This window comes from Sphingobacterium spiritivorum, assembly GCF_016724845.1.
Classification (GTDB): Bacteria; Bacteroidota; Bacteroidia; order Sphingobacteriales; family Sphingobacteriaceae; genus Sphingobacterium; species Sphingobacterium spiritivorum_A.
Map to the genome: position 1 here is coordinate 2,307,678 of NZ_CP068082.1, position 22,939 is coordinate 2,330,616.

General features: G+C 40.9%; 21 protein-coding genes. 13 read left to right on the forward strand and 8 right to left on the reverse strand.

The window, feature by feature from the left end:
- The first annotated feature begins 10 nt into the window (after window positions 1-10).
- From nuoF to I6J03_RS09785, 11 genes are all read left to right on the forward strand, one after another.
- Window positions 11-1,363 (forward strand): NADH-quinone oxidoreductase subunit NuoF, encoded by a 1,353-nt coding sequence (nuoF, locus tag I6J03_RS09735; RefSeq protein WP_003013008.1) that lies wholly within the window; start codon window positions 11-13, stop codon window positions 1,361-1,363.
- Between the two features lie 21 nt (window positions 1,364-1,384).
- Window positions 1,385-2,398, forward strand: a complete 1,014-nt coding sequence (locus tag I6J03_RS09740) for a 2Fe-2S iron-sulfur cluster-binding protein (RefSeq protein WP_003013006.1) — start codon at window positions 1,385-1,387, stop codon at window positions 2,396-2,398.
- 14 nt (window positions 2,399-2,412) lie between these two features.
- Window positions 2,413-3,450 (forward strand): NADH-quinone oxidoreductase subunit NuoH, encoded by a 1,038-nt coding sequence (gene nuoH, locus I6J03_RS09745; RefSeq protein WP_003013004.1) that lies wholly within the window; start codon window positions 2,413-2,415, stop codon window positions 3,448-3,450.
- Between the two features lie 34 nt (window positions 3,451-3,484).
- Window positions 3,485-4,009, forward strand: a complete 525-nt coding sequence (locus I6J03_RS09750) for a NuoI/complex I 23 kDa subunit family protein (RefSeq protein ID WP_003000196.1) — start codon at window positions 3,485-3,487, stop codon at window positions 4,007-4,009.
- Window positions 4,010-4,016: 7 nt separating this feature from the next.
- A complete protein-coding gene (locus I6J03_RS09755; protein ID WP_003000194.1) occupies window positions 4,017-4,520 on the forward strand; it encodes an NADH-quinone oxidoreductase subunit J family protein in 504 nt (167 codons plus the stop codon).
- Complete coding sequence (gene nuoK / locus I6J03_RS09760) at window positions 4,513-4,842, forward strand: NADH-quinone oxidoreductase subunit NuoK (RefSeq protein ID WP_003000191.1); 330 nt, start codon at window positions 4,513-4,515, stop codon at window positions 4,840-4,842. Before I6J03_RS09755 ends, nuoK begins: the two co-directional genes overlap by 8 nt.
- 27 nt (window positions 4,843-4,869) lie before the next feature.
- A complete protein-coding gene (nuoL, locus tag I6J03_RS09765) occupies window positions 4,870-6,789 on the forward strand; it encodes an NADH-quinone oxidoreductase subunit L (RefSeq protein ID WP_003000189.1) in 1,920 nt (639 codons plus the stop codon).
- Between the two features lie 17 nt (window positions 6,790-6,806).
- The gene (locus I6J03_RS09770) at window positions 6,807-8,252 is read left to right on the forward strand and encodes a complex I subunit 4 family protein (protein ID WP_003013001.1); all 1,446 of its coding nucleotides are present in this window, start codon (window positions 6,807-6,809) and stop codon (window positions 8,250-8,252) included.
- Window positions 8,253-8,287: 35 nt separating this feature from the next.
- Window positions 8,288-9,673 carry an NADH-quinone oxidoreductase subunit N gene (locus I6J03_RS09775; protein WP_003012999.1) on the forward strand — a complete coding sequence of 462 codons (1,386 nt, stop codon included), beginning with the start codon at window positions 8,288-8,290 and terminating at the stop codon, window positions 9,671-9,673.
- Window positions 9,674-9,786: 113 nt separating this feature from the next.
- Window positions 9,787-12,318, forward strand: coding sequence for a DUF5686 and carboxypeptidase-like regulatory domain-containing protein (locus I6J03_RS09780; RefSeq protein ID WP_003012998.1), 2,532 nt, complete (start codon window positions 9,787-9,789; stop codon window positions 12,316-12,318).
- Between the two features lie 4 nt (window positions 12,319-12,322).
- Entirely contained in the window at window positions 12,323-13,096 is a 774-nt protein-coding gene (locus I6J03_RS09785; RefSeq protein ID WP_003012997.1) for an enoyl-CoA hydratase/isomerase family protein, read from the forward strand.
- Between the two features lie 19 nt (window positions 13,097-13,115).
- Here the strand turns inward: I6J03_RS09785 and I6J03_RS09790 are convergent, their stop codons facing one another.
- The gene (locus I6J03_RS09790) at window positions 13,116-13,850 is read right to left on the reverse strand and encodes a 4'-phosphopantetheinyl transferase family protein (protein WP_003012994.1); all 735 of its coding nucleotides are present in this window, start codon (window positions 13,848-13,850) and stop codon (window positions 13,116-13,118) included.
- A gap of 114 nt (window positions 13,851-13,964) precedes the next feature.
- Here I6J03_RS09790 and dcd point away from each other — a divergent pair, with 114 nt between their 5' ends.
- Window positions 13,965-14,501 carry a dCTP deaminase gene (gene dcd, locus I6J03_RS09795; RefSeq protein WP_037460748.1) on the forward strand — a complete coding sequence of 179 codons (537 nt, stop codon included), beginning with the start codon at window positions 13,965-13,967 and terminating at the stop codon, window positions 14,499-14,501.
- A 66-nt stretch (window positions 14,502-14,567) separates the two neighbouring features.
- On the opposite strand, the gene prfB is transcribed toward dcd, so the two are convergent.
- Window positions 14,568-15,651 (reverse strand): peptide chain release factor 2 gene (gene prfB / locus I6J03_RS09800; protein ID WP_157600629.1). Its coding sequence is split into 2 segments (ribosomal slippage): window positions 14,568-15,590 and window positions 15,592-15,651, totalling 1,083 coding nucleotides; the frame shifts between segments, so codons are not numbered across the junction.
- Window positions 15,652-15,825: 174 nt separating this feature from the next.
- Between prfB and pgi the strand changes: the two genes are divergently transcribed.
- Window positions 15,826-17,472, forward strand: coding sequence for a glucose-6-phosphate isomerase (gene pgi, locus I6J03_RS09805; protein ID WP_201694336.1), 1,647 nt, complete (start codon window positions 15,826-15,828; stop codon window positions 17,470-17,472).
- A gap of 73 nt (window positions 17,473-17,545) precedes the next feature.
- Here the strand turns inward: pgi and trhO are convergent, their stop codons facing one another.
- The 6 genes from trhO to I6J03_RS09835 all read right to left on the reverse strand — a co-directional run bounded on the left by trhO (window position 17,546) and on the right by I6J03_RS09835 (window position 22,932).
- A complete protein-coding gene (gene trhO / locus I6J03_RS09810) occupies window positions 17,546-18,535 on the reverse strand; it encodes an oxygen-dependent tRNA uridine(34) hydroxylase TrhO (protein WP_003012990.1) in 990 nt (329 codons plus the stop codon).
- An 86-nt stretch (window positions 18,536-18,621) separates the two neighbouring features.
- Window positions 18,622-18,837, reverse strand: a complete 216-nt coding sequence (locus tag I6J03_RS09815) for a DUF3820 family protein (protein ID WP_003012989.1) — start codon at window positions 18,835-18,837, stop codon at window positions 18,622-18,624.
- Window positions 18,837-19,589 (reverse strand): glycosyltransferase family 2 protein, encoded by a 753-nt coding sequence (locus tag I6J03_RS09820; protein ID WP_039990599.1) that lies wholly within the window; start codon window positions 19,587-19,589, stop codon window positions 18,837-18,839. The genes I6J03_RS09815 and I6J03_RS09820 overlap by 1 nt, the downstream gene beginning before the upstream one ends.
- A 4-nt stretch (window positions 19,590-19,593) precedes the next feature.
- A complete protein-coding gene (locus I6J03_RS09825; protein WP_201694337.1) occupies window positions 19,594-20,511 on the reverse strand; it encodes a glycosyltransferase family protein in 918 nt (305 codons plus the stop codon).
- Between the two features lie 31 nt (window positions 20,512-20,542).
- Window positions 20,543-21,433 carry a glycosyltransferase family 2 protein gene (locus tag I6J03_RS09830; protein WP_003012982.1) on the reverse strand — a complete coding sequence of 297 codons (891 nt, stop codon included), beginning with the start codon at window positions 21,431-21,433 and terminating at the stop codon, window positions 20,543-20,545.
- Window positions 21,430-22,932 carry a lipopolysaccharide biosynthesis protein gene (locus tag I6J03_RS09835; protein ID WP_003012981.1) on the reverse strand — a complete coding sequence of 501 codons (1,503 nt, stop codon included), beginning with the start codon at window positions 22,930-22,932 and terminating at the stop codon, window positions 21,430-21,432. The genes I6J03_RS09830 and I6J03_RS09835 overlap by 4 nt, the downstream gene beginning before the upstream one ends.
- Between the last annotated feature and the right edge of the window lie 7 nt (window positions 22,933-22,939).

The following is a 22,939-nucleotide window of genomic DNA, read 5'->3' on the forward strand; positions in this document are numbered from 1 at the left end:
TATCCAGGAGATGGCTCGTAAGTTATTACTAACACATATAAATGTTCCCGGTATCCATACATTCGAAGTATACCGGCAGCAGGGCGGATATCGCGCTGTTGAAAAGGCATTGAAATCGATGTCTCCGGATGATGTAGTAGAAGAGGTAAAGAAATCCGGACTTCGTGGTCGTGGCGGAGCAGGATTCCCTACGGGTATGAAGTGGAGTTTTCTGGCAAAACCGGAAGGCGTACCCCGCTATCTGGTCTGCAATGGTGACGAATCTGAACCAGGAACATTTAAAGATCGTTTCCTGATGACACATATACCTCACGCACTTGTTGAGGGTATGATCGTATCCAGCTATGCATTGGGAGCCAATACTTCTTATATCTATGTCAGAGGAGAAATGATGCCTCAGATCCGTATTCTGGAAAAGGCTATTGCCGAAGCAAAGCATGCGGGATTCCTGGGAAAGAATATTTTGGGTACCGGATATGATCTGGAGATCTATGTACAGCCGGGGGGAGGTGCTTATATCTGTGGAGAAGAGACAGCTCTTTTGGAATCCCTTGAGGGAAAAAGAGGGAATCCACGTATTAAACCTCCGTTTCCGGCAGTTGCAGGTTTATACGGATGCCCTACTGTAGTTAATAATGTAGAATCTATTGCAGCGACAGTTCCTATCATTAATGATGGCGGAGAGGAGTATGCAAAAATCGGAATAGACCGCAGTACCGGAACAAAACTGATTTCAGCCGGAGGTAATGTAGCCAAACCGGGAGTATATGAGATCGAGTTGGGATTGCCTGTTGAGGAGTTTATTTATTCCGATGAATATTGTGGCGGGATCGCCAACGGTAAACGATTGAAGGCCGTGGTGGCAGGAGGTTCTTCTGTTCCGATTTTACCGGCCAATCTTATTACAAAAACTATTAACGGAGAAAGCCGGCTGATGAGCTATGAATCATTGGCTGACGGAGGTTTTGCAACAGGTACGATGTTAGGATCAGGAGGTTTTATTGCTTTTGATGAAGATCAGTGTATTGTCCGCAATACCTGGAACTTTACCCGTTTTTATCATCACGAAAGTTGCGGACAGTGTTCGCCATGCCGTGAAGGAACCGGCTGGATGGAAAAGATCCTTCATAAAATAGAAATGGGGAAGGGATCTATGGCAGATATTGATCTGTTATGGGATGTACAGCGTAAGATTGAAGGAAATACGATCTGTCCATTAGGAGATGCCGCTGCATGGCCTGTGGCAGCAGCGATCAGACATTTCAGGGATGAATTTGAGTGGCATATTACCAGCGCCGGTGAAGCTACAAGCCGAAATTACGGCTTAGCACATTATGCAGATCCGTTAACACCGGTTGTTTAAAATATTAAAGGAAAGTAGAAAATGGCAGAAGACGTTAAATTCAAGGTAAGCATAGATGGAATTCCTGTAGAAGTAGCTCCGGGAACAACTATTTTGAATGCTGCCCGTCAGATAGGAGGCGATATCGTCCCTCCGGCAATGTGCTATTATTCCAAGTTAGAAGGAAGTGGCGGTAAATGCCGCACCTGTTTGGTAAAAGTGAGTAAAGGATCAGAAAAGGATCCCCGTCCTATGCCTAAACTGGTGGCTTCTTGTCGTACAACAGTTATGGATGGAATGGAAGTGCTGAATATCACTTCTCCTGAAGTGGTGGAAGCTAGAAAAGGTGTGGTCGAAATGTTGCTTATCAATCACCCTTTGGATTGTCCGGTATGTGATCAGGCGGGTGAATGTAAACTTCAGGATCTGGGCTATGAACACGGTAGCGAAGGAACCCGTTATGAATTTGATCGCCGGACTTTTGAACGTATCGATATCGGAGATAAGATTCAACTGCACATGAATCGTTGTATTCTGTGCTACAGATGTGTATTTACAGCAGATCAGATTACTAATAATCGTGTGCATGGTATTCTTAACAGAGGAGATCATGCTGAGATTTCTACCTATATTGCTAAAGCTGTAGACAATGACTTTTCGGGAAATGTCATAGATGTATGCCCGGTGGGAGCATTGACAGATAAGACTTTCCGTTTTAAAAACCGGGTGTGGTTTACAAAACCGGTAGATGCACATCGCGACTGTCCAACCTGTTCGGGTAAAGTGACCTTGTGGAACAGAGGTACGGAAGTGTTGCGTGTAACGGCTCGTAAAGATGAGTTTGGTGAAGTGGAAGAGTTTATCTGTAATACCTGTCGTTTTGATAAAAAACATACGGATGACTGGACGCTGGAAGAACCAACGCCAGTTGATAAAGATTCGGTAATCGGTGCAAATCATTATCCTGAGTTTAATCCGCCACCGGTTATTAAGCCTGATCTGGAACTGCAGGAGGCAAATGAAGAGCAATTAGCAAGAACTGAAAAACTAAAATAGTATAAAATATAAGCATGGAAACAGCTTTCATTATAGAGAAGTCCGTTTTAGTCGCCATTATTTTCGTAGTGACGCTTGTCATTGCGATGTATTCTACGCTGGCAGAGCGGAAGATTGCGGGATTTATGCAGGATCGGTACGGACCGGATCGTGCAGGTATATTCGGACTATTGCAGCCTTTGTGTGATGGTGGAAAGTTCTTTTTCAAAGAAGAAATAATTCCGGCAGGTGCACATAAAGCTCTTTTTATTCTGGGGCCTACTATTGCTATTATTACAGCTTGTATAAGTTCGGCTATTATTCCATGGGGACAGACGCTCACAATAGGAGAACGTACCATCTCTCTTCAGGTTGCAGATATCAATGTCGGTGTGCTTTATATTTTCGGAGTAGTTGCCTTAGGAGTATACGGTATTATGTTGGGAGGATGGGCTTCAAATAATAAATTCTCCCTGATGGGAGCCATACGCGCAGCATCTCAGAGTATCAGCTATGAGATCGCTATGGGATTATCTCTGATCGCTTTGCTGATGGTGACACAAACATTGTCTATCGGTACTATTGTAGCGCAGCAAACAGGTTTTGTAAATTGGAATATATGGGTACAACCTCTGGGATTCTTACTGTTTATGGTATGTGCTTTTGCAGAGTGTAATCGCGTACCATTTGATTTACCTGAGTGTGAAACAGAACTTGTGGGTGGATATCATACAGAATACTCCTCTATGAAACTTGGCTTGTATATGTTCTCGGAGTATATCAATATGTTTGTGTCATCTGCATTGATGGCTGCTTTATATTTCGGAGGGTATAACTTTCCTTTCATGAATGATCTGGGCTTATCACAAAACTGGATTACTATTATTGGAGTTATCGTGTTTTTTATCAAGATATTCGGCTTTATCTTTTTCTTTATGTGGATTCGCTGGACACTTCCGCGCTTCCGCTATGATCAGTTGATGAAGCTGGGCTGGAAAATTTTGATTCCGTTGGCCATCGCCAATATTGTGTTGACCGGTATTATTACGATAGTAAAGGACACGTATTTTTAAGGGCTGTGTAGGGATTATTTAAACTAGAATTAGGATGCAATCATTATCAAATAGAAAGAAAGTACTGGAACAAAAGCCCATGAACATCTGGGAGCGCATGTATTTGCCTGCCATTGCCAAGGGACTTGCTATTACTTTACGACATTTTTTCAAGAAAATTCCGACGGTTAAGTATCCGGAACAAATCCGACCTTATTCTAAGAATTTTAGGGGACAGCACTCACTGAAACGTGACGAGCAGGGAAGAGAGCGCTGTACAGCATGCGGACTTTGTGCACTTTCGTGTCCTGCGGAAGCGATTACAATGACTGCTGCCGAGCGTCAAAAAGGGGAAGAGAACCTGTACCGGGAAGAAAAATATGCTGCAGTATATGAGATCAATATGTTGCGCTGTATCTTTTGCGGATTGTGTGAAGAAGCCTGTCCTAAAGAGGCCATTTATCTGGATGGTCCTCATGTAACGGCTTCCTACCTGCGAAAGGATTTTATATATGGAAAAGATAAATTGGTAGAACCTAAGTTTGATATAACTCAGCTTCAGCAAAAAAGTATAACCTAATTAGCAGATGACGATATTTTATTTTGTAGCTTTTTTGTCTATTTTCTTTGCGTTAATGACCATTTTCACAAAGAATCCTGTACATAGTGTTCTGTATTTGGTTATCACGTTTTTCACCTTTACAGTACATTACATTCTGTTGAACGCCCAGTTTCTGGCTGTCGTCAATTTCATTGTCTATATGGGAGCGATCATGGTACTGTTTCTGTTTGTCCTGATGCTCCTCAATCTCAATAAGGAATCCGAACCCATGCGGTCCGGAGTAGTGAAGGTGATGGGCGCAGTAGCAGGAATGTGTCTACTGGTAGTGGTCCTCGGATCTTTACGGATCATTGAAATTGATAATGGTGATGTAGTCGCCCAACCGTCTATCGGACTGGTGAAGCAATTAGGAGAGGTTCTGTTTGATAAATTTTTACTGCCTTTTGAAATTTCTTCTATTCTGTTGCTAACGGCAATGGTAGGAGCAGTTTTACTGGCTAAAAAAGATACTAAGAAAGTAAATGGATAATATTGTTCAACACATACAAGGGGTACCATTAAATCATTATCTGATTTTTTGCAGTATCATTTTTGCAATCGGAGTGATTGGTGTTTTGATCAGACGTAATGTCATCATTATCATGATGTCGATTGAACTGATGCTGAATGCTGTCAATCTGTTGCTGGCCGCATTTTCTTCTCATCACGGAGACCCCAGCGGACAGGTATTTGTATTTTTCATTATGGCACTGGCTGCGGCAGAAGTGGCTGTCGGTCTTGCGATTATTATTATGGTATATCGAAATACCAAATCAGTTGATATTGAATCGTTAAGTCGATTGCGTTGGTAACATTTACAAGATTAAGGCATTATAAGTATGATTGAATTAATTTGGTTGATCCCTCTCTTACCGTTAATTGGTTTTTTAATCAATGGAATCGGTCAGCATATCCTTCCCAAGTCTCTTATCGGAGTTATTGGAAGCGGAGTGGTGCTGGCTTCTTTCCTGATCAGTTGCGGAATATTCTCGACCGTATATGAGGCCAGAGTTGCCGGAGACGCAGCCGTATTTACACAAGAAATCTTCAATTGGATTAAAGTTGGCAACTTAAGTATTTCCCTATCTTTCTTAGTGGATCCGCTGAGTTCTATTATGTTGCTGATCGTTACAGGAATAGGCTTTCTGATACATGTATATTCTATTGGATATATGCATAAGGATAAAGGTTTTGGTAAGTTTTTCGCTTATCTCAATCTGTTTATCTTCTTTATGTTGCTATTGGTCTTAGGCTCTAACTATTTGGTCATGTTTATTGGCTGGGAAGGTGTAGGTCTATGCTCCTATTTACTCATCGGATTCTGGTATACTAATGACTCCTATGCATCAGCAGCAAAAAAAGCTTTTGTAATGAACCGCATAGGGGACCTTGGTTTTCTTTTAGCTGTTTTCTTTATCTTTTATGCCTTCGGGTCATTAGAGTTCGCTTCTGTATTTCCTAAAGCAAAAGAACTGGCTATGGGTGACACCTCTTTGCTTGTCATCACGATCTTATTATTTATAGCTGCCACCGGTAAATCTGCACAAATCCCATTGTTTACGTGGCTGCCTGATGCCATGGCAGGACCAACTCCTGTATCGGCACTTATCCATGCCGCAACCATGGTTACTGCGGGTATTTATATGATAGCAAGATCTAACATTATGTTTACGCTTTCACCCGTAACGATGCAGATTATTGCCATCATTGGTGTGGCAACGGCTTTATTGGCGGCGTTTATTGCACTGACTCAGAATGATATTAAGAAAGTACTGGCCTATTCAACTGTTTCCCAGCTGGGTTATATGTTTTTAGGTTTGGGTGTGGGTGCTTTTACAGGTGCTTTCTTCCATGTTCTGACGCATGCATTTTTCAAAGCGCTATTATTTCTCGGAGCAGGATCTGTCATTCATGCGATGAGTGATGAGCAGGATATGCGTAAGATGGGAGGACTTCGTAAGAAGTTACCTGTGACTTATTTTACCATGCTCATTGGTACAATTGCAATAGCAGGTATTCCACCTTTATCAGGATTCTTCTCCAAGGATGAGATACTGGCCTTTGCGTTTGCGGAGAATAAACTGTTGTGGACAATAGGATTTATTGCGGCTCTGTGCACGGCCTTTTATATGTTCAGATTGTTGTATCTTACATTCTTTGGTACATTCCGTGGAACGGAAGAGCAAAAGCATCATCTTCACGAGTCGCCTGTTTCCATGACGCTGCCCTTAATTATATTGGCAGTTCTGGCAGCAGTTGGTGGGCTGATGAATATTCCGGAGGCTCTGGGCGGAGGACATAAACTTGCTAACTTCCTGGCACCTGTATTTGCTGACAGCCAATCCATCAAAGGGACTTTCCATATTGATCATCAGACAGAATATATTTTAATGGCTGTATCTGCTTTAGCGGCAGTGATTATGGCTGTAGTGGCATACGGACGATATGTAAAAAGAGGATATGTACCAAAATCTGACGCTTTGGAAGATAGCGGACTGCATAAATTATCTTATCACAAGCTGTATGTAGATGAGCTTTACGATAGTGTTATTGTAAAACCTCTTAATGCATTTTCAAGATTCTTATATAAAGTAATAGATCGTTCGGGTATAGATGGTATCGTTAACGGTATCGGCAATTTGTTTGTCTCCTCAGGAAAAGGAATCCGTCAATTACAGAATGGCCATGTTGGATTCTATATCTTCATGATGGTCGTTGCTGTGGTTGTATTGTTTGTATATGGAATTTTAAGCGTTTAATGAAAATAATTGTATAGATGACTAACCTTTTTATACTGCTTTTATTACCACTGATTAGTGCTGGTGTTCTGGCATTTGTGAAGAATTCGCAACCTGCTAAGATCATTGCATTGACTTTGTCTTTACTGCAATTAGCTTTCACGATTCCTTTTTTGTGTCAGTTTGTCCCTGATGCCAGTGTTCAGTTTGAACAAAACTATAGCTGGATTGAGAGTTTAGGAATACATTTTCATATCGGACTGGATGGAATTAGTTTGCCTCTGGTTTTACTGACAAATGCACTTATGCCTTTGATCGTATTATCGACGTTCTCTAAAACATACAAGGGTAATCTTTACGCTTTGGTCGCTTTTATGCAAGCCGGTCTGGTATTGGTATTCACTGCATTAGATGCTTTTACATTTTATGTAGGATGGGAGATTGCATTGATTCCGATTTACTTTATCTGTGCACTTTGGGGCGAAGGAGACCGTATACGTGTCAATCTTAAGTTTTTTGTTTATACCTTCCTCGGAAGTATTTTTATGTTGGTTGCGATTATTTATTTGCAACAACAGACTGTCAACAAGGATTTTGAATGGAGTTCTTTTGTGGCACTTGATCTGACTGAGTCTGTACAGCGCTGGATTTTCTGGGCATTCTTTCTCGCTTTTGCTATTAAGATTCCTTTGTTCCCGTTTCATACATGGCAACCTAATACTTATACCAATGCACCTACTGTAGGTACAATGTTACTGGCGGGTATTATGTTAAAAATGGGTATTTATGGTCTGATCCGCTGGTTGATTCCGATTGCACCGGAAGGAGTGGCTGAATACGGCCATATTGCTATGATATTAGCGGTTATCGGAATTGTATATGCTTCTATTATTGCTATTCAGCAAAAAGATATGAAACGCCTGATTGCTTATTCTTCTATCGCACACGTTGGGCTGATCAGTGCCGGGGTGTTTGCATGGAATCTGCAAGGATTGCAGGGAGCTATGATACAGATGATCAACCACGGTATCTCTGTTATCGGATTATTCTATGTGTTGGATATTATAGCCAGTAAAACCGGAACAAGATCTCTGGCTGATCTTGGGGGATTAGCCAAGCGTATGCCGAATCTGGCCATATTCTTCCTGATCATTGTAATGGGGGCTGTCGGGCTGCCGTTGACAAATGGTTTTGTAGGAGAATTTTTATTGTTGATGGGGGTTTATAAATATGGGTTCTGGTATGCTGTATTTGCCGGTCTGACACTGATTTTAGGGGCGGTATACATGCTGCGTCTTTATCAAAAATCTATGTTGGGCCCCTTGAAAGAACAAAATAGTCATGTTACGGATATCAACGGACATGAAATAGTATTGCTGAGTATTGTTGTGATAGCCATTATTTATATCGGTGTGACTCCAAATGGTTTATTGGGCCTGTCAGAAGCTTCTGTACAACAATTGCTTCAGCAAGTGAAATTTTAGAATTATAGCGACAAAAATATTAGAACGATTTATTTATGGGTGCGATTATTACGCTGTCTTTATTAGGAATATTAGTTTTATACATGGGACTGTATAAGGCTAAAAATGCCTTATTGCCTGTTACACTGCTGGGATTGGCCGGTGCATTAGTTTTTCTAATACTGGATTGGAACAAAGTTGCCGAACCGCTTTACAGCGGTATGATCATATTCGATCACTTCGCTATAGGTTTTTCTGTACTTTCTATTCTCATCACGGCATTAGTGCTGTTACTTTCCAAAGAATATTTTTGGTCTATCAGTGAGCATGTTGCAGAATATTATGCTTTAATTCTGTTCTCACTGACGGGAGCTATACTCGTTAATTCCTATCATAATTTTGCTATGCTTTTTATCGGTATAGAGATTATGTCGGTCGCATTATATATTCTTGTCGGTATCAGAAAGCAGGATTTTGCTTCGAATGAAGCTTCTTTGAAATATTTCCTTATGGGTGCATTCTCAACCGGATTTTTGCTTTTTGGTATTGCTCTGATTTATGGAGCGTCAGGCTCTTTTGATCTGGACGTAATCAAAGGGTATGTGATTGCTCATCCGCATGATATTTCTCCGTTATTCTATGCCGGAATTCTATTTTTGATTGTAGGATTATGCTTTAAGGTAGGAGCTGCTCCATTCCATTTCTGGACACCCGATGTCTATGACGGAGCACCGATTTTGATCACCAGCTATATGAGTACTGTAGTCAAGGCAGCCTCTTTTGCCGGTATGCTACGTCTTTTCAGTTCGGCTTTCGTTCCGCTACATGAGTATTGGACACCAATTTTACTTACGATTGCGATTATAACGCTGTTTATAGGTAATATTTCAGCTTTGATGCAGCACTCTTTTAAACGTATGCTTGCGTATTCCAGTATAGCGCATGCAGGTTATATGCTATTTGCTGTGATCTCGATTGGTAATCAATCGGCGAGTGCGATTTTGGCATATGCAACAGCTTACTCATTAGCATCGGTTATTGCTTTCGGTGCATTGATCCTTGTAAAACGTGAGGTGGGTTCGGATAACTTTTCCGCATTCAACGGTCTTGCAAAACGTAATCCCTGGCTTGCACTGGTAGTGACAGTGGCCATGCTTTCACTGGCAGGTATTCCATTGACAGCAGGTTTTATCGGTAAATTTATGATGTTTACCATAGCGATGAACAATTACCATATTGTATTGTTGATTCTTGCAGCGGTGAACGCTGTGATAGGTGTATTTTATTATCTGCGAGTGGTGGTGGCTATGTATTTCAGAGAGAGTGAGCAGGATTCTTCAAAAGTAAATATTCCTGTTAACTATTCTTTTGTCTTCCTTATCGCAGTTTTGCTAACAGTCCTGATCGGTATTTATCCTGATTGTTTGATAAAGCTTATCTGATTGTTATAAATAGAAAAAAATGAAATGCATGGTAGATCTACCATGCATTTTTTTGTTATAAGTTTTATTCTCAGTTTACAAATTGTATATTTATACGGGTGCAGGATTTAAGAATGATATACAATAAGAAACTCGATTATATTTTACTTGTTGGATTCCTACTACTGATGACTTGTCCTGCTCTTGGTCAACTGACGATCAAAGGAAGAGTTGTGGACAAGAACACAGGACATGGAATTCCTCGTGCGACTATCGTATTAGCTCCGGGAAATCTGGGGACTTCTACCGATACTTCGGGTAATTTTGCTATTCTTGCCAACCAAAATCATACCTCTATCCAATTCAGGGCAATGGGTTATACCGCCGTTAATTTGCCTCTTACTCAGGACTCCCTTCAGCAGCTTAATGTCGAGTTAGATTACGCCGATAATATGTTGGAAATGGTCACTATCTCCAAAAGATCAAAATCCAAAAAGGATGACCCGGCTTTGGAGTTAATTGATCTCGTCATAAAACATAAAAAGGATAACCGGCTTCGGTCGTTGAATCAGGTACAGTTTGAAGAGTACGAAAAAGTTCAGTTTGGACTTGTAGATCCGCGAAAAGCTATGGAGAAGCGGATGGGTAAGTTAAAATTTATTTTTAAGAACCTGGATACTGCATCTATAAAAGGGAAAGCGCTTCTGCCGATGTATATGGAAGAGAACCTTTCGGATGTCTACTCACAGACAGATCCTTCCAAGTATAAGAAGCTTATCAAGTCTCATAAGAAGACAGAATTTGATCCGCGGTATGTCAATAATGCCAATATTCAACAATATCTCAATTATCAGTTCCGTCCGGTTGATATCTATGATCCCAGTATCTTTATTATCAATAAACTGTTTTTAAGTCCGATTGCAGACGAAGCAAAATTGTTTTACCGGTTTTATATACAGGACACTATACAGACTGTAGACGGGACATTTGTGGAGCTGGCATTTGAACCCAAGAACAAACAGGACCTGCTGTTCAGTGGTACATTACAGGTCACGACAGATGGCCGCTATGCTGTAAGACAGGCTGAGCTTACAGTGGGCAAGGAAGCGAATCTCAACTGGATAAACGATATTCTGATCAGCCTGCATTATGACCCTAATGCAGACGGATTTATGTTCCTTCGGAAGTCAGACCTGTTGATTCTTTTCGGAGGCCGGAAAGATGACGCTTTATTTGGTCGCAGAGTTGCTTTTAATTCGAAATGGGATTTTAAAAGTCAGATCCCGGCTAAAGTATTTGAGGGAGCTCCTACCGAAATGTTAGCTTCAGCTAGTCAGGATACGGCTATTTTGGAGCGGCAACGACCTATTCCGCTCAATAAGATCGAGCAGACAGTATACTCCAATACCGATTCGCTCAATAACATGAAAAGCTTCAAGCGGCTGATGGCTATAGGATATTTACTGGCTCAGGGGTTTCATAATGCAGGTCCTGTAGAATTCGGACCTCTTGAATATACCTATAGTTTTAACGAAGTCGAAGGAAACCGTATACGGTTTGGGGGAAGGACTACGGGACAGCTTTCTGAAAAAGTATACCTGGAGGGTTATCTTGCCTATGGAGTCAAAGACAAGCAAATGAAGTATTACCTGAGATCCGCATTCTCGCTCAATAATAAGTCTGTGACGACTTTCCCTGCTCACTACCTTGAGGGGACAGTACAGCATGATGTCATGGAACCCGGGCGTGGGATTGGTTTTAAGAAGGGAGACAGTTTCTTTGCTTCCTTTAGCGGGACTAAACCGGAGAAATTCTTATTCAATGATGCCTACAAACTAAATCATGTCTGGGAATTCGGAAACCATATCAGCATAAGTACCGGATTTACTTATTTCAAACGGGAAACTGCAGGTACTCTTGTGTTTAACAAAACAGGTATTCATGCCGGTGAGACGCTGCCACGTATAGTGACGAATGATGTGGAGATGCAGCTGAGATGGGCACCTAATGAAAATTTCTATTATAGAAATCTTACCCGGACACCTATTATTGATAAATATCCTGTATTTACCCTTCAGTATAATCAAGGGATAAAAGGTTTTCTCGGCGGAGAGTACAACTATAGTGCATTGCGGTTGGCAGCATCCAAACGACTTTTTCTGAATCAACTGGGCACTGCAGATCTTACACTGGGTGTAGGTAAAATCTGGGGAGCATTACCTTATCCTTTATTAGAGATACCGAATGTCCAGATTGAACAGGACAGGCACACGGTAGACTACTTTATGATGAATAGCATGGAGTTTGCAGCAGACCGGTATGTGAAGTTTGCAATAGACCATCGTTTGCAGGGTTTTTTACTGAATAAGATCCCGCTTATCAAAAAATTGAGGTGGAGAGAGTTGTGGCGGCTTAGGATGTTTTATGGAGACCTTTCTCCTCATAATAACCCTTACATCAGTAATGAGGTTGTTTATTTTGATAAAGATGATGACGGGAGAATCGTAACGCGCACGATTGATCAGACACCATATATGGAAGCAACAGTTGGGGTAGAGAATGTTCTTAGATTTTTTACCGTTGAATATGTCAAAAGACTTTCTTACCGGGAGTATGATAATGTCCGGAGAGAAAAAGTTCGTTTAACAGTACACTTTAATTTTTAATGAGATGAATGCACTTGAAAATCTTTTAGTAAAAAAACAAAGTCATATCTGCTACATTACTTTCAACCGCGAGCAGCAGTTGAATGCACTCAATACCAAAACATTTGAGGAGTTGAGTACCGTATTAGATGATATTGCTGCGGATCAGGATATCTGGGGTGTGATTGTCACAGGTGCAGGATCAAAGGCTTTCATTGCCGGTGCTGATATTAAAGAGTTTCAATCGTTAGATGAAGAAGAAGGCCGGCTTTTAGCGATTTCGGGACATGCCGTGATGGATCGGATTTATAATTTTGACAAACCGGTCATGGCAGCTATTAACGGTTTTGCATTGGGCGGAGGTCTGGAACTGGCACTAGCCTGTCATATGCGTGTAGCTGCTGTATCAGCCAAATTGGGTCTTCCGGAGGCTTCCTTAGGGTTAATACCGGGATATGGAGGGACACAACGTTTAACTGATCTTGTAGGACGGGGGAAAGCTATGGAAATGATATTGTCCGGTAATATGATTACCTCGCAAGAGGCTTTATCATGGGGTATGGTCAATCACGTCACGGAAGCGGAGGATCTTCTTTCTAAGGCGGAAGAGATATTGGGACATATTTTTTCAAGATCCAAGACATCTGTCAAAGCCGCTATCAGAGCCATCAATGCCAGTATTTCTAAAGAGGAGAACGGTTATAAAGTGGAAATCGCTGAGTTTGGAAAATGTTTTGGCCAGCCTGATTTCATTGAAGGGGTATCTGCTTTTGTAGAGAAACGCAAGCCAAAATTTTAATATTTTATACTGTGTTAATTTATTCAATAGCATATCCGAGCATATACTCCCCGAATTTTTCATAATACACGTTATATGTCGTACGAATCTGATTGACTTCTAATTGTAGTTTTAGAACACCTTGCGCCTGATATTCGAAAGGGAGTATAGTCATGTTATTCAAGAAAGAAACGCCCTTATTACCCTGTAATTTATATATGGCTTCCTTAGCACACCAGCAGGCGTACAGCTGCTCTGTGCTTTGTTCTCCCTGTATGAAAGCAAGTTCTTCCGGTTTCAGAAACTTGTGTTTGATTCTGATGACTTTATCTTTTACAATTTCCAGATCAATTCCTACTTCTCCTTTAGCACTTATCAGCACTGCAGCATAATCATAGGAATGGGTAAGGGATATTTTGTAGGGGAAATTTGTCAGATAGGGTTTCCCGTTTTCATCTGACGGACAGTCAATATATTGATCTGTTTGCAGGAGATAGCGTAGCAGAACACGTGTTGTCATCCAGTGAAGACTTCGTTTGCCTTTACCGAAAGAATCCAGAAGTGCTCTCTCACGGGTATCCAATTGAAGTTTTGCTAACAATTCTTCAGCAGACTCTTCTATCTTCCATATAGCAAGTTTAGTGTGTTCATCTAATTCGCGGAGGTATGCTAAAGCCATCTCAGTACAGTATGATCGTTGATTATACTGCAAGTTACGCAGACCCGGACTAAAATCAAACAGATCTGTCACAATGTTTAGGGCTACAGACAGCATAAAGTATACGGGTTAAATAAAATTCGGAATATATGGTCATAATTTTGAGGCAAAACTGTATTTTTGGAGGCTGACAATGTGGGGGTTATCCCGGTCAGTCTATTTTTACAAAACATGATTTTATCGGACAAAAGAATACTGGAAGAAATTGATGCCGGAACGATCGTCATCGAACCATTTGACCGCACTTGCCTGGGGACCAATTCATATGATGTGCATCTGGGCAAATATCTGGCAACATATAAGGATCGTGTGCTGGACGCAAAGCAACATAATCAGATTACACATTTTGAGATCCCTGCTGAAGGATATGTGTTAGAGCCTAATACTTTGTATCTGGGTGTAACTCTGGAATATACAGAGACACATAAACATGTTCCTTTTTTGGAAGGAAAATCCAGTACAGGACGTCTGGGGATTGATATCCATGCAACGGCAGGAAAGGGCGATGTGGGTTTCTGTAATACGTGGACGCTTGAGATTTCTGTAGCACAGCCCGTTCGGGTGTATCCGGGTATGCCTATCGGACAGCTGATCTATTTTGCAGTTGAAGGCGATATTGAGACCTTGTATAATACTAAAGGGAATGCCAAGTACAATAGTAAAACGGTCCGTCCTGTAGAGAGTATGATGTGGAAGAACTCTTTCTAACTGCAAGAATATAAAAACAAAAGAACAGGGAATTATCCCTGTTCTTTTGTTTTATGTACTTTATACTTACCCTCCGAATTCCATCAGATAAGCTTTCAGGAACATATCAATATCCCCATCCAATACGGCTTGTGTATTTGATGTTTCTACGCTTGTTCTCAGGTCTTTAACAAGTTTGTAAGGGTGCAGGACGTAATTTCGGATCTGCGAACCCCATTCGATCTTTTTCTTTGATCCTTCAATAACTGCAGTAGCTTCCTGACGCTTACGCATCTCTATCTCGTATAGCTGTGACTTTAAAAGACGTAGTGCATTCTCTTTATTTTGTAGCTGCGAGCGGGTTTCCTGGTTCTTGATAATAATACCGGTCGGTTTGTGGTGCAAACGCACTGCAGTTTCCACTTTATTTACGTTCTGTCCACCTGCTCCCCCGGAGCGGAATGTATCCCATTCGATTTCGGAGTCCTTAACATCGATTTCGATATTATCATCGATCAACGGATATACATACACCGATGCAAATGAGGTATGTCGTTTGGCATTGGAGTCAAAGGGAGAGATACGTACAAGACGATGTACTCCATTTTCGCCTTTCAGATAACCATAGGCGAAGTTTCCTGAAAACTGTAGTGTAACAGTCTTAATCCCTGCGACATCTCCTTCCTGAGAGTCCTGCTCCGTCACTTTACAACCATGCTTTTCTCCCCACATAATATACATCCGCATAAGCATTGCGGCCCAGTCACAACTCTCTGTTCCGCCAGCTCCTGCTGTGATCTGTAAGATCGCATCAAGCTGATCTTCTTCAGCACTGAGCATGTTTTTAAACTCAAGCTCCTCTATGTCCTGTAAAGCCGTTTGATATTGACTTTCGAGTTCCTGTTCCGTTGCATCGCCGCTTTGGAAAAACTCGTACATGACTACCGTATCTTCTACCGCAGATGCGACCTGATCAAAATGTTCAGTCCATACTTTTTTTGTTTTGATAGCGTGAAGTACTTTTTCGGCGGCTTTGGAGTCATCCCAAAAAGTGGGTGCAAGTGTCAGTTCCTGCTCCTGATTGATCTCTTCTTTCTTGACATCGATGTCAAAGATGCCTCCTCAGGGATGTTACACGATCCCTCAAGTCTTGAATATGTTCTTTGGTCATGTATCAAAAGTAAAGATTTAAAAGTACTTTCTCATCTTTCGGGCCTTTTAACTTTCTAACTTCCCTTAACTTTCTCTCTTCCGTTTTTTCAGCTGGCTGTGTGAAGGGGAAATATGTTTGTATTTCACCTGATCGGGAGAGGGAATTTATTATCTTTGAATAAATACAAAAGTTATGTTACCAAGAATAGATTTTACGCAGACAAATGCATATAAATATCTGACAGATCATTATATCACTATTAATCAGGAGAGTCTTAAAGAACTTTTTCAGAAAGACCCTCAGCGATTTGATAAATTTTCTGTTCAGCTGGAAGATATCTTAGTTGATTATTCTAAAAACAGGATCAATGAAGAAACAATAGCTTTATTGATTCAACTGGCTAAAGAATGTCAGTTGGGTGTGGCTATCAAGGCCATGTTTTCCGGAGAAAAGATAAATGAAACGGAAGGACGTGAGGTATTACATACAGCATTGAGAAACCAGAGCGGTAAGCCTGTACTGGTTGACGGCAAAGATGTGATGCCTCAGATAAATGCTGTATTGGATCATATGGAATCCTTTACGAATGAAATTCTTTCCGGATCTTGGAAAGGATTTACGGGCAAAGTGATAACAGATGTCGTGAATATAGGTATCGGTGGATCGGATCTCGGGCCGGTAATGGTAACAGAGGCACTGAAAGCATATAAAACACATCTTAATGTACATTTTGTATCTAATGTAGACAGTACGCATATTGTTGAAACTCTGAAGGGGCTTAACGCCGAAACGACTTTGTTTCTGATTGCTTCCAAAACATTTACGACACAGGAGACTATGGCAAATGCCGGGTCTGCACGTGAATGGTTCCTGAACAGCGGAGCCAAAGAATCGGATATTGCCAAGCATTTTGCGGCTTTGAGTACCAATGCTGAAGCTGTATCTGCCTTTGGAATTGATACACGTAATATGTTTGAATTCTGGGATTGGGTCGGCGGGCGTTACTCTTTATGGTCGGCAATCGGACTGTCTATTTCTCTAGCTCTTGGCTTTAACAATTTTAAGGAATTACTGAAAGGTGCTTATATCGCTGATGAGCATTTTCAAACAGCTCCGTTTGAGGAAAATATTCCGGTGTTGCTGGCTGTGTTAGGCATCTGGTACAATAATTTTTTTGATGCTGAAAGCCATGCTATTCTTCCATATGATCAATATCTTCACCGCTTTGCTGCCTATTTCCAACAGGGAGATATGGAGAGCAACGGTAAATATGTAGATAGAAACGGCAATCGTATAGATTATCAGACTGGGCCTATTATCTGGGGAGAACCCGGAACAAATGGTCAGCATGCATTCTATCAACTGATTCATCAGGGAACTAAGCTGATCCCTTGTGATTTTATTGCTCCGGCAGTTAGTCATAATAAGATCGGCAACCATCATCAACTGCTCTTATCCAATTTCTTCGCGCAAACGGAAGCATTGATGAACGGCAAGTCTGAGGAAGTAGTCGTTGCTGAGTTTGAAAAGGTGGGAAGATCTCCGGAAGATATTGAGCGTTTAAAGAATTTTAAAGTGTTTGAAGGTAATCGTCCAAGCAATTCTATTCTGCTGAAAGAGATTACACCGCATTCTCTTGGAACGCTGATTGCTCTCTATGAACACAAGATATTTGTTCAGGGAATTATCTGGAATATCTTTTCATTTGATCAGTGGGGAGTAGAATTGGGTAAACAATTAGCAAATCAGATCTTACCTGAACTGAAGGGTAATGAAGAAATCAGTTCTCACGATTCTTCTACAAACGGGTTGATCAATCAGTATAAGGCCTGGAGGTAAAACTCATTCCTCGGAATATTAAAAAAGGGTCATTTCATTTCGAAATGACCCTTTTTGGTATATACTGATTATCTTATGCTTCCGTTGGCTTCGGTGGAAAGTTTTTGTGTTTCCGTTTGCTGATTTTTTCCAGATTGACCGGTTGCGGTACTTTTACATAGTATCCTGTTCCGTCATAAGGACGTTTTCTCGGGTGCTCCTTACATTCCGCTGAGCAACATCCGTCCAGTTCCCAACCACATTCCTCACATTGTGTGAAATGTTCATTACATTCGGGATTAGCGCAATTGATCATTTTTGGAGTCGTCTTGCCACAGTTTTTACAGGTCGAGACAATTGTCGGGTTTACTTCATTGACATCTACAGTAAGACGGTTGTCAAATACATAGCACTTTCCTTCAAAATCCTTTCCTCCGGCTTCTTTTCCGTATTTGATAATTCCTCCGTGAAGTTGATACACATCTTCAAATCCTTCTTTCAGAAGTAGTGCAGATGCTTTTTCACATTTGATACCACCGGTACAGTACGTAAGGATCTTTTTGTCTTTGTATTTCTCTAATTCCTTGATTTTTTCGGGAAATTCACGGAAGTTTTCGATATCCAGTGTAATGGCATTTTTGAAACGTCCTACACTGTGTTCGTAATTAGAGCGTACATCTAATATGATGACGTCATCCTGATCTTTCATTTCCATGAAATCCTTGGGCTCCAGATGAATTCCTGTCTGACGATTGGGATCTATTTCTTTTGGATCACGTAGTCCCGAGTGTACGATCTCTTCTTTATAACGGCAGTGCATTTTGATAAAAGAAGGCTCATCGACCACGTCGATCTTAAACTCCGTTTTATTGAACCGTCCATCTGCATAGATAGCTTCCATATAGGCTTTACAGGCTTCTTCTGTTCCGGAGATTGTACCGTTCAGACCTTCGTCTGCAACAATAATACGACCGACAAGGCCCAGGGAATTACAAAATTCTAAGTGATCTGCAGCAAATTGTTCTGCGTTCTCGATAGGGCTGTAACAATAATACAGCAATGTTTGATATGTCATACTCTTCATTGATACCGCTGCAAACGGCGTTTAATGCTAATTAAATTAATGGGACAAAGATAAGGAAAATAAAATATCCTCCATTTTGATTCTCATCACTTTTTTATCAGGGGAGCGAGCAGGTATTCCAGACCATTGAGTTTGATCTCATACAATGTGGCAAGCTGATTGCCCAGTTTTCCTTTAGGAAAACCTTTCTGTCGGTACCAGACGATATAAGATTCGGGAAGCCGGCACAGGAGCATACCTTTATATTTACCATATGGCATGGGTGTATTGGCCAGTTCAGTTAAAATTTCGGGATTGAACATTAATCTTGAGTTTTTCCGTTTTTTATACGGTATAGTAGAAGACGGGCAGCGATAACTGCATGATGAAATATATTGGGTATAGTGCCGTAATGTTTTTTGAAAATGGCATAACGTTCTTTCAGACTTTGTTTATGCCTTTTTTGCGACGTACCACCCACAAGATATTTAGCAACATAGTGATGCGTATTGACTGTTGTCTTGGCTTTCTTTGCTGCACGGATTACCCAGTCTATATCTGCACTGAGCTGGTAAGAGGTATCATATGGCTCTGTAAGTTCCCTTTTTATATAGATCGCCTGGTGGCATACATTCATACCATATCTGAAGCTTTTCCAGTCAAAATGCTCCGGAATGCGATGTCTGCGATCGCCCAGGATATGGCGATCCTCATCTACGAGTTTTGTTTCACCATAATAGATATCGGCCATTTCGCAATTTTCAAAAATATCGCTCAATGTAGAGGGCGAGAAGAGTTCATCTCCCGAATTTAGGAAAAGAACATAATCTCCGGTCGCAAGAGCCAGCCCTTTGTTCATGGCATCATATATTCCTTTATCTTTTTCAGATTTCAAGACATGTATATGAGACTTGTATTGATCGATAACAGCTAAAGTTCCGTCCGTTGACAAACCGTCAATAACAATATACTCAATATTATCATAGCTTTGAGTGGCCACAGAATCTAATGTATATCGGATGTCCCGGACATTGTTATACACAATAGTTATGATTGATATTTTAGGATGCGCCACGTGATTATTTGTTTAATTTGTTGATTCTTTTTTTTGCAAAGCGAATTCCGCGCTGGAACAGCGATCCTTTGCGATGTGCGTAGAAATCTTTGATGTGTTCATAAGCAACTGCATTTTCTTCAATTTTTTCCGGGAAAGATGTTGTTTTTTCCTCATTGAGCCGAACCTTATACGTCTGTTCTGCATCGGAATGCGTTCCGGAACCATCTGTACCTATATTCTGAATGTAGGAATGACGGGGATACAAAGTTAAGCCCTTTTGCAGAAAAACAGAGAGATACCAGCGGATAGCCCAGGAATTTATTTTACCTTTTCTGAACTGCTGTACCTGTCTCCAGAAATTTTCTTTTCCTTCTATACTGAATTGATAAATCTGTTCCTGGTTCAGTTGTTGAACCATGCTTTCTATATCCGGATTAAAATGTTTCCAGGCTCTTTCCCAGGTTGCCCACCCCCAACTGTTTGTAACCCTGAAAAAGAAGGTTTCGGGGAGCGTGTCAGCTTCTTTCAACGGATAGTTGTATCCGCTCACAGACATTACCTGTGGTTTGGACTCATACTGATTCAGGGCATCATTAAAATATTGAAGTGCATTTGGAGCGGTTTTGAGATCATCTTCCAGAACGATGACTTTACCGTATTTACGAATAATAGTGGTTACGCCGTCAATAACATTTGGAGCCAGCCCCCAGTTTCTATCCCGTTGTATAATAGTGACAGAACGGAATGACCAGGGTTTGTGTATGATTTTACTGACTTCAGCGACCTGAGCTTCAGCTTCCTTATTCCTGGCGCCATCTGCGTAAATGAAAAGATCAGACTCAGGTGCCAGAAGATTTTTTTCCAGAGCCGCTAATGTCTGTTCCGTATGGAGAGGACGATTGTAAACAAAAAGAACAACAGGAGCCAGTTTTTTTTCCATAAAGATTGCCAAAGGTTAAACAAAGATAAGATTAAATAAAATTTCTTCCCGGATTCTTTGTTTGCTTGCGTACCTGAGTTACTTCCGATGTTTTTGCCAAAAGCTTAAAAATCATTTTATAGTAAGCCCAGCATAATTTCAGATCTCCTTTGAAAAAGGCTTTGATACTTTTGAGTTTTGCTGCCAGAATGCTTTTTCCGAAGGCTTTGCCAAACGCATAATTAATATTGGCATATTCAGAAAGAAAATATACATATTCTGCACGTTCTGTTGCAGCAAATGAAGGTTTCCGAAAGGCTCTGTCATGAAAGCCGATGGCAGATGAGGTATATCCGAATTTACAATGGTGGAATTTAAGTCTGTTTGCATAGTCCTTATCTTCCCCATAATGATAGAAAAGAGGAGAGAAGCCGCCTACTTTGCGGAGAATGGAAACCGGAATAAACCAGAAAGCTGCATTTATAAACTCGACAATCCGGGTTGTTTCATCCTGCTTTACCTTTTCCAAATCTCTATTCCCGATATAGGTTGCAAATCCATGGTCGAGTTCATTTCCCTCACCAGTCAGGTGAACAGGAGAAATAATACCTTCCGGGAGATCCTGCTCGATATGTTGTAACATATTACCGATGGAAGGCGGAGTGATCCAGGCATCCTGATTGATTAAAAAGGCATAATCATAATGTTCTTCAATGGCAATAGTGAGTCCGATATTATTTGCTTTTCCAAATCCCAGATTCTGATCATTGGCGATAAGACGTACACTTGGATATTCCTGACGGATGCGATTTATGGTCTGATCCTGGGAGAGATTATCTATCACCAGTATGTCAACAGGCTCATCCGAACGGATCAGACTTGGCAGGCATTTGTCTATCCATTTTTCAAAATTATAAGTAACAATGATTGCTAAAATTTTCATGCTGTTTTGCTTTTGAAAAATTTATCAAGTTTAAGAAATGTAATACATTCTTTAACCAGTTGCGGACGAATAAACCAGATAAGTGTTGTATATAATAGAGCTGTAAGGACTATTTTCAGGATAAAATGAATGTAGAGGTGGAGTGTCAGATCCATTGTGATGAGATAGGTCCCGGCTATTGCGACCGATGCAATCGCTGCAAATAAAAATACATCAGAAAACAGATACTTCCATTTGAGCCCGATCTGGTTAGAAACAAAATAATGCCAGACGAATAGCCAAAGGATATTTGTAATGACATAGACCAGGATCATGATGGAAATACCGTATGGATATACCAATAAGAACAGTGCGAGCTGTGTCAGACTTAATGCAATAACATTCCACATGTAAATGTTTGATTTTCCTTTACTTAGAGCCAGATTAGCATAAATGTCAGCCAGGGGGACAAAAGCTCCGCCTATACACAGCAATTCTAAAAAGTAGGCACTATTCTGCCACTTGTTTGTAAGAAAGATCTCAATAAATTCTTTTGCAACAGAGGACAGACCAAATATAAGGGGGAAGGTCATAAAAGCGGTAAAGCTCAGAATCTTCCGGAATACTCTTAGCTGCCTCTCTTCTTCCTCGTGCACGCTTGTCAGAATCGGTTGAGCGACACTACGTGACATACCCAATAGGACAGATTGGCCCATGATATTCCATTTATTTGCCTGATTAAAAGCTCCGGCGTCACTTTTGGTGTAGAATTTTCCTAAAATGGTGGTAATAATATTGGTGTTAAATTGTAAAAAAAGGTTGGTAATCAGCACTTTGCTGCTGAATGCGAACATCTTCTTTACAGGGCTGAAATCAAAATGAAAAGTTGGTCTGAAAGAAGAGAATATCCATAGAAAAGTCGTATTGACCAATACATAAAGTACGGTTTGAGTGGCAATTCCCCAATATGCCTTGCCGTTGTAAGCCATCACGACTCCTGCGATTCCGGAAATAATGAGGGCAATAGTGGTTCCGATTGCGCGCTGTTTGACTTTCAGATTCCTGAAAAGGTAGGCATTGTGTGCCGTGCCCATACTGGATATTAAAAAGCTGAGGAATAAATAGCGTGCAAGCGGCGTTAATTCCGGCATATCATAAAAGGATGCGATAAGAGGAGCACAAAAGAAAAGGATAATGTATAAAGATAATCCTATAAGTCCGCTAAACCAAAAGACTGCATTGTAATCTTTATGTTCTACCTGCTTTTGATTTGTAATAGCGCTTACAAAACCACTCTCTTGTAATGTGGATGCCAAAACCGGAAAAATGAGGAGTACAGCTACAGCGCCATAATCCTCCGGTGTAAGGATGCGACTTACATATACGCCAAAAAATGCACCCAGGAGCTGTTGGATAAGATTGCTCATCCCTCCCCAAAGAAGACCCTTAGCAGTTTTGTGTTTTAAAGAAGGTTCTTCCCTGGTATTGGTATTGTTATTTTCCTCCCGCAACGATTCCATCTAACTC

What these genes read in the sequence shown, in the direction of transcription:
- I6J03_RS09830 (WP_003012982.1), bottom strand. Translation starts at nt 21,433, where the DNA reads ATGAAAATTTTAGCAATCATTGTTACTTATAATTTTGAAAAATGGATA.
- nuoL (WP_003000189.1), top strand. Translation starts at nt 4,870, where the DNA reads ATGATTGAATTAATTTGGTTGATCCCTCTCTTACCGTTAATTGGTTTT.
- I6J03_RS09750 (WP_003000196.1), top strand. Translation starts at nt 3,485, where the DNA reads ATGCAATCATTATCAAATAGAAAGAAAGTACTGGAACAAAAGCCCATG.
- trhO (WP_003012990.1), bottom strand. Translation starts at nt 18,535, where the DNA reads ATGAAGAGTATGACATATCAAACATTGCTGTATTATTGTTACAGCCCT.
- I6J03_RS09790 (WP_003012994.1), bottom strand. Translation starts at nt 13,850, where the DNA reads ATGCTGTCTGTAGCCCTAAACATTGTGACAGATCTGTTTGATTTTAGT.
- I6J03_RS09740 (WP_003013006.1), top strand. Translation starts at nt 1,385, where the DNA reads ATGGCAGAAGACGTTAAATTCAAGGTAAGCATAGATGGAATTCCTGTA.
- I6J03_RS09815 (WP_003012989.1), bottom strand. Translation starts at nt 18,837, where the DNA reads ATGTTCAATCCCGAAATTTTAACTGAACTGGCCAATACACCCATGCCA.
- pgi (WP_201694336.1), top strand. Translation starts at nt 15,826, where the DNA reads ATGTTACCAAGAATAGATTTTACGCAGACAAATGCATATAAATATCTG.
- dcd (WP_037460748.1), top strand. Translation starts at nt 13,965, where the DNA reads ATGATTTTATCGGACAAAAGAATACTGGAAGAAATTGATGCCGGAACG.
- I6J03_RS09755 (WP_003000194.1), top strand. Translation starts at nt 4,017, where the DNA reads ATGACGATATTTTATTTTGTAGCTTTTTTGTCTATTTTCTTTGCGTTA.
- I6J03_RS09785 (WP_003012997.1), top strand. Translation starts at nt 12,323, where the DNA reads ATGAATGCACTTGAAAATCTTTTAGTAAAAAAACAAAGTCATATCTGC.
- nuoF (WP_003013008.1), top strand. Translation starts at nt 11, where the DNA reads ATGGCTCGTAAGTTATTACTAACACATATAAATGTTCCCGGTATCCAT.
- nuoH (WP_003013004.1), top strand. Translation starts at nt 2,413, where the DNA reads ATGGAAACAGCTTTCATTATAGAGAAGTCCGTTTTAGTCGCCATTATT.
- I6J03_RS09825 (WP_201694337.1), bottom strand. Translation starts at nt 20,511, where the DNA reads ATGGAAAAAAAACTGGCTCCTGTTGTTCTTTTTGTTTACAATCGTCCT.
- I6J03_RS09770 (WP_003013001.1), top strand. Translation starts at nt 6,807, where the DNA reads ATGACTAACCTTTTTATACTGCTTTTATTACCACTGATTAGTGCTGGT.
- I6J03_RS09835 (WP_003012981.1), bottom strand. Translation starts at nt 22,932, where the DNA reads ATGGAATCGTTGCGGGAGGAAAATAACAATACCAATACCAGGGAAGAA.
- I6J03_RS09780 (WP_003012998.1), top strand. Translation starts at nt 9,787, where the DNA reads ATGATATACAATAAGAAACTCGATTATATTTTACTTGTTGGATTCCTA.
- nuoK (WP_003000191.1), top strand. Translation starts at nt 4,513, where the DNA reads ATGGATAATATTGTTCAACACATACAAGGGGTACCATTAAATCATTAT.
- I6J03_RS09775 (WP_003012999.1), top strand. Translation starts at nt 8,288, where the DNA reads ATGGGTGCGATTATTACGCTGTCTTTATTAGGAATATTAGTTTTATAC.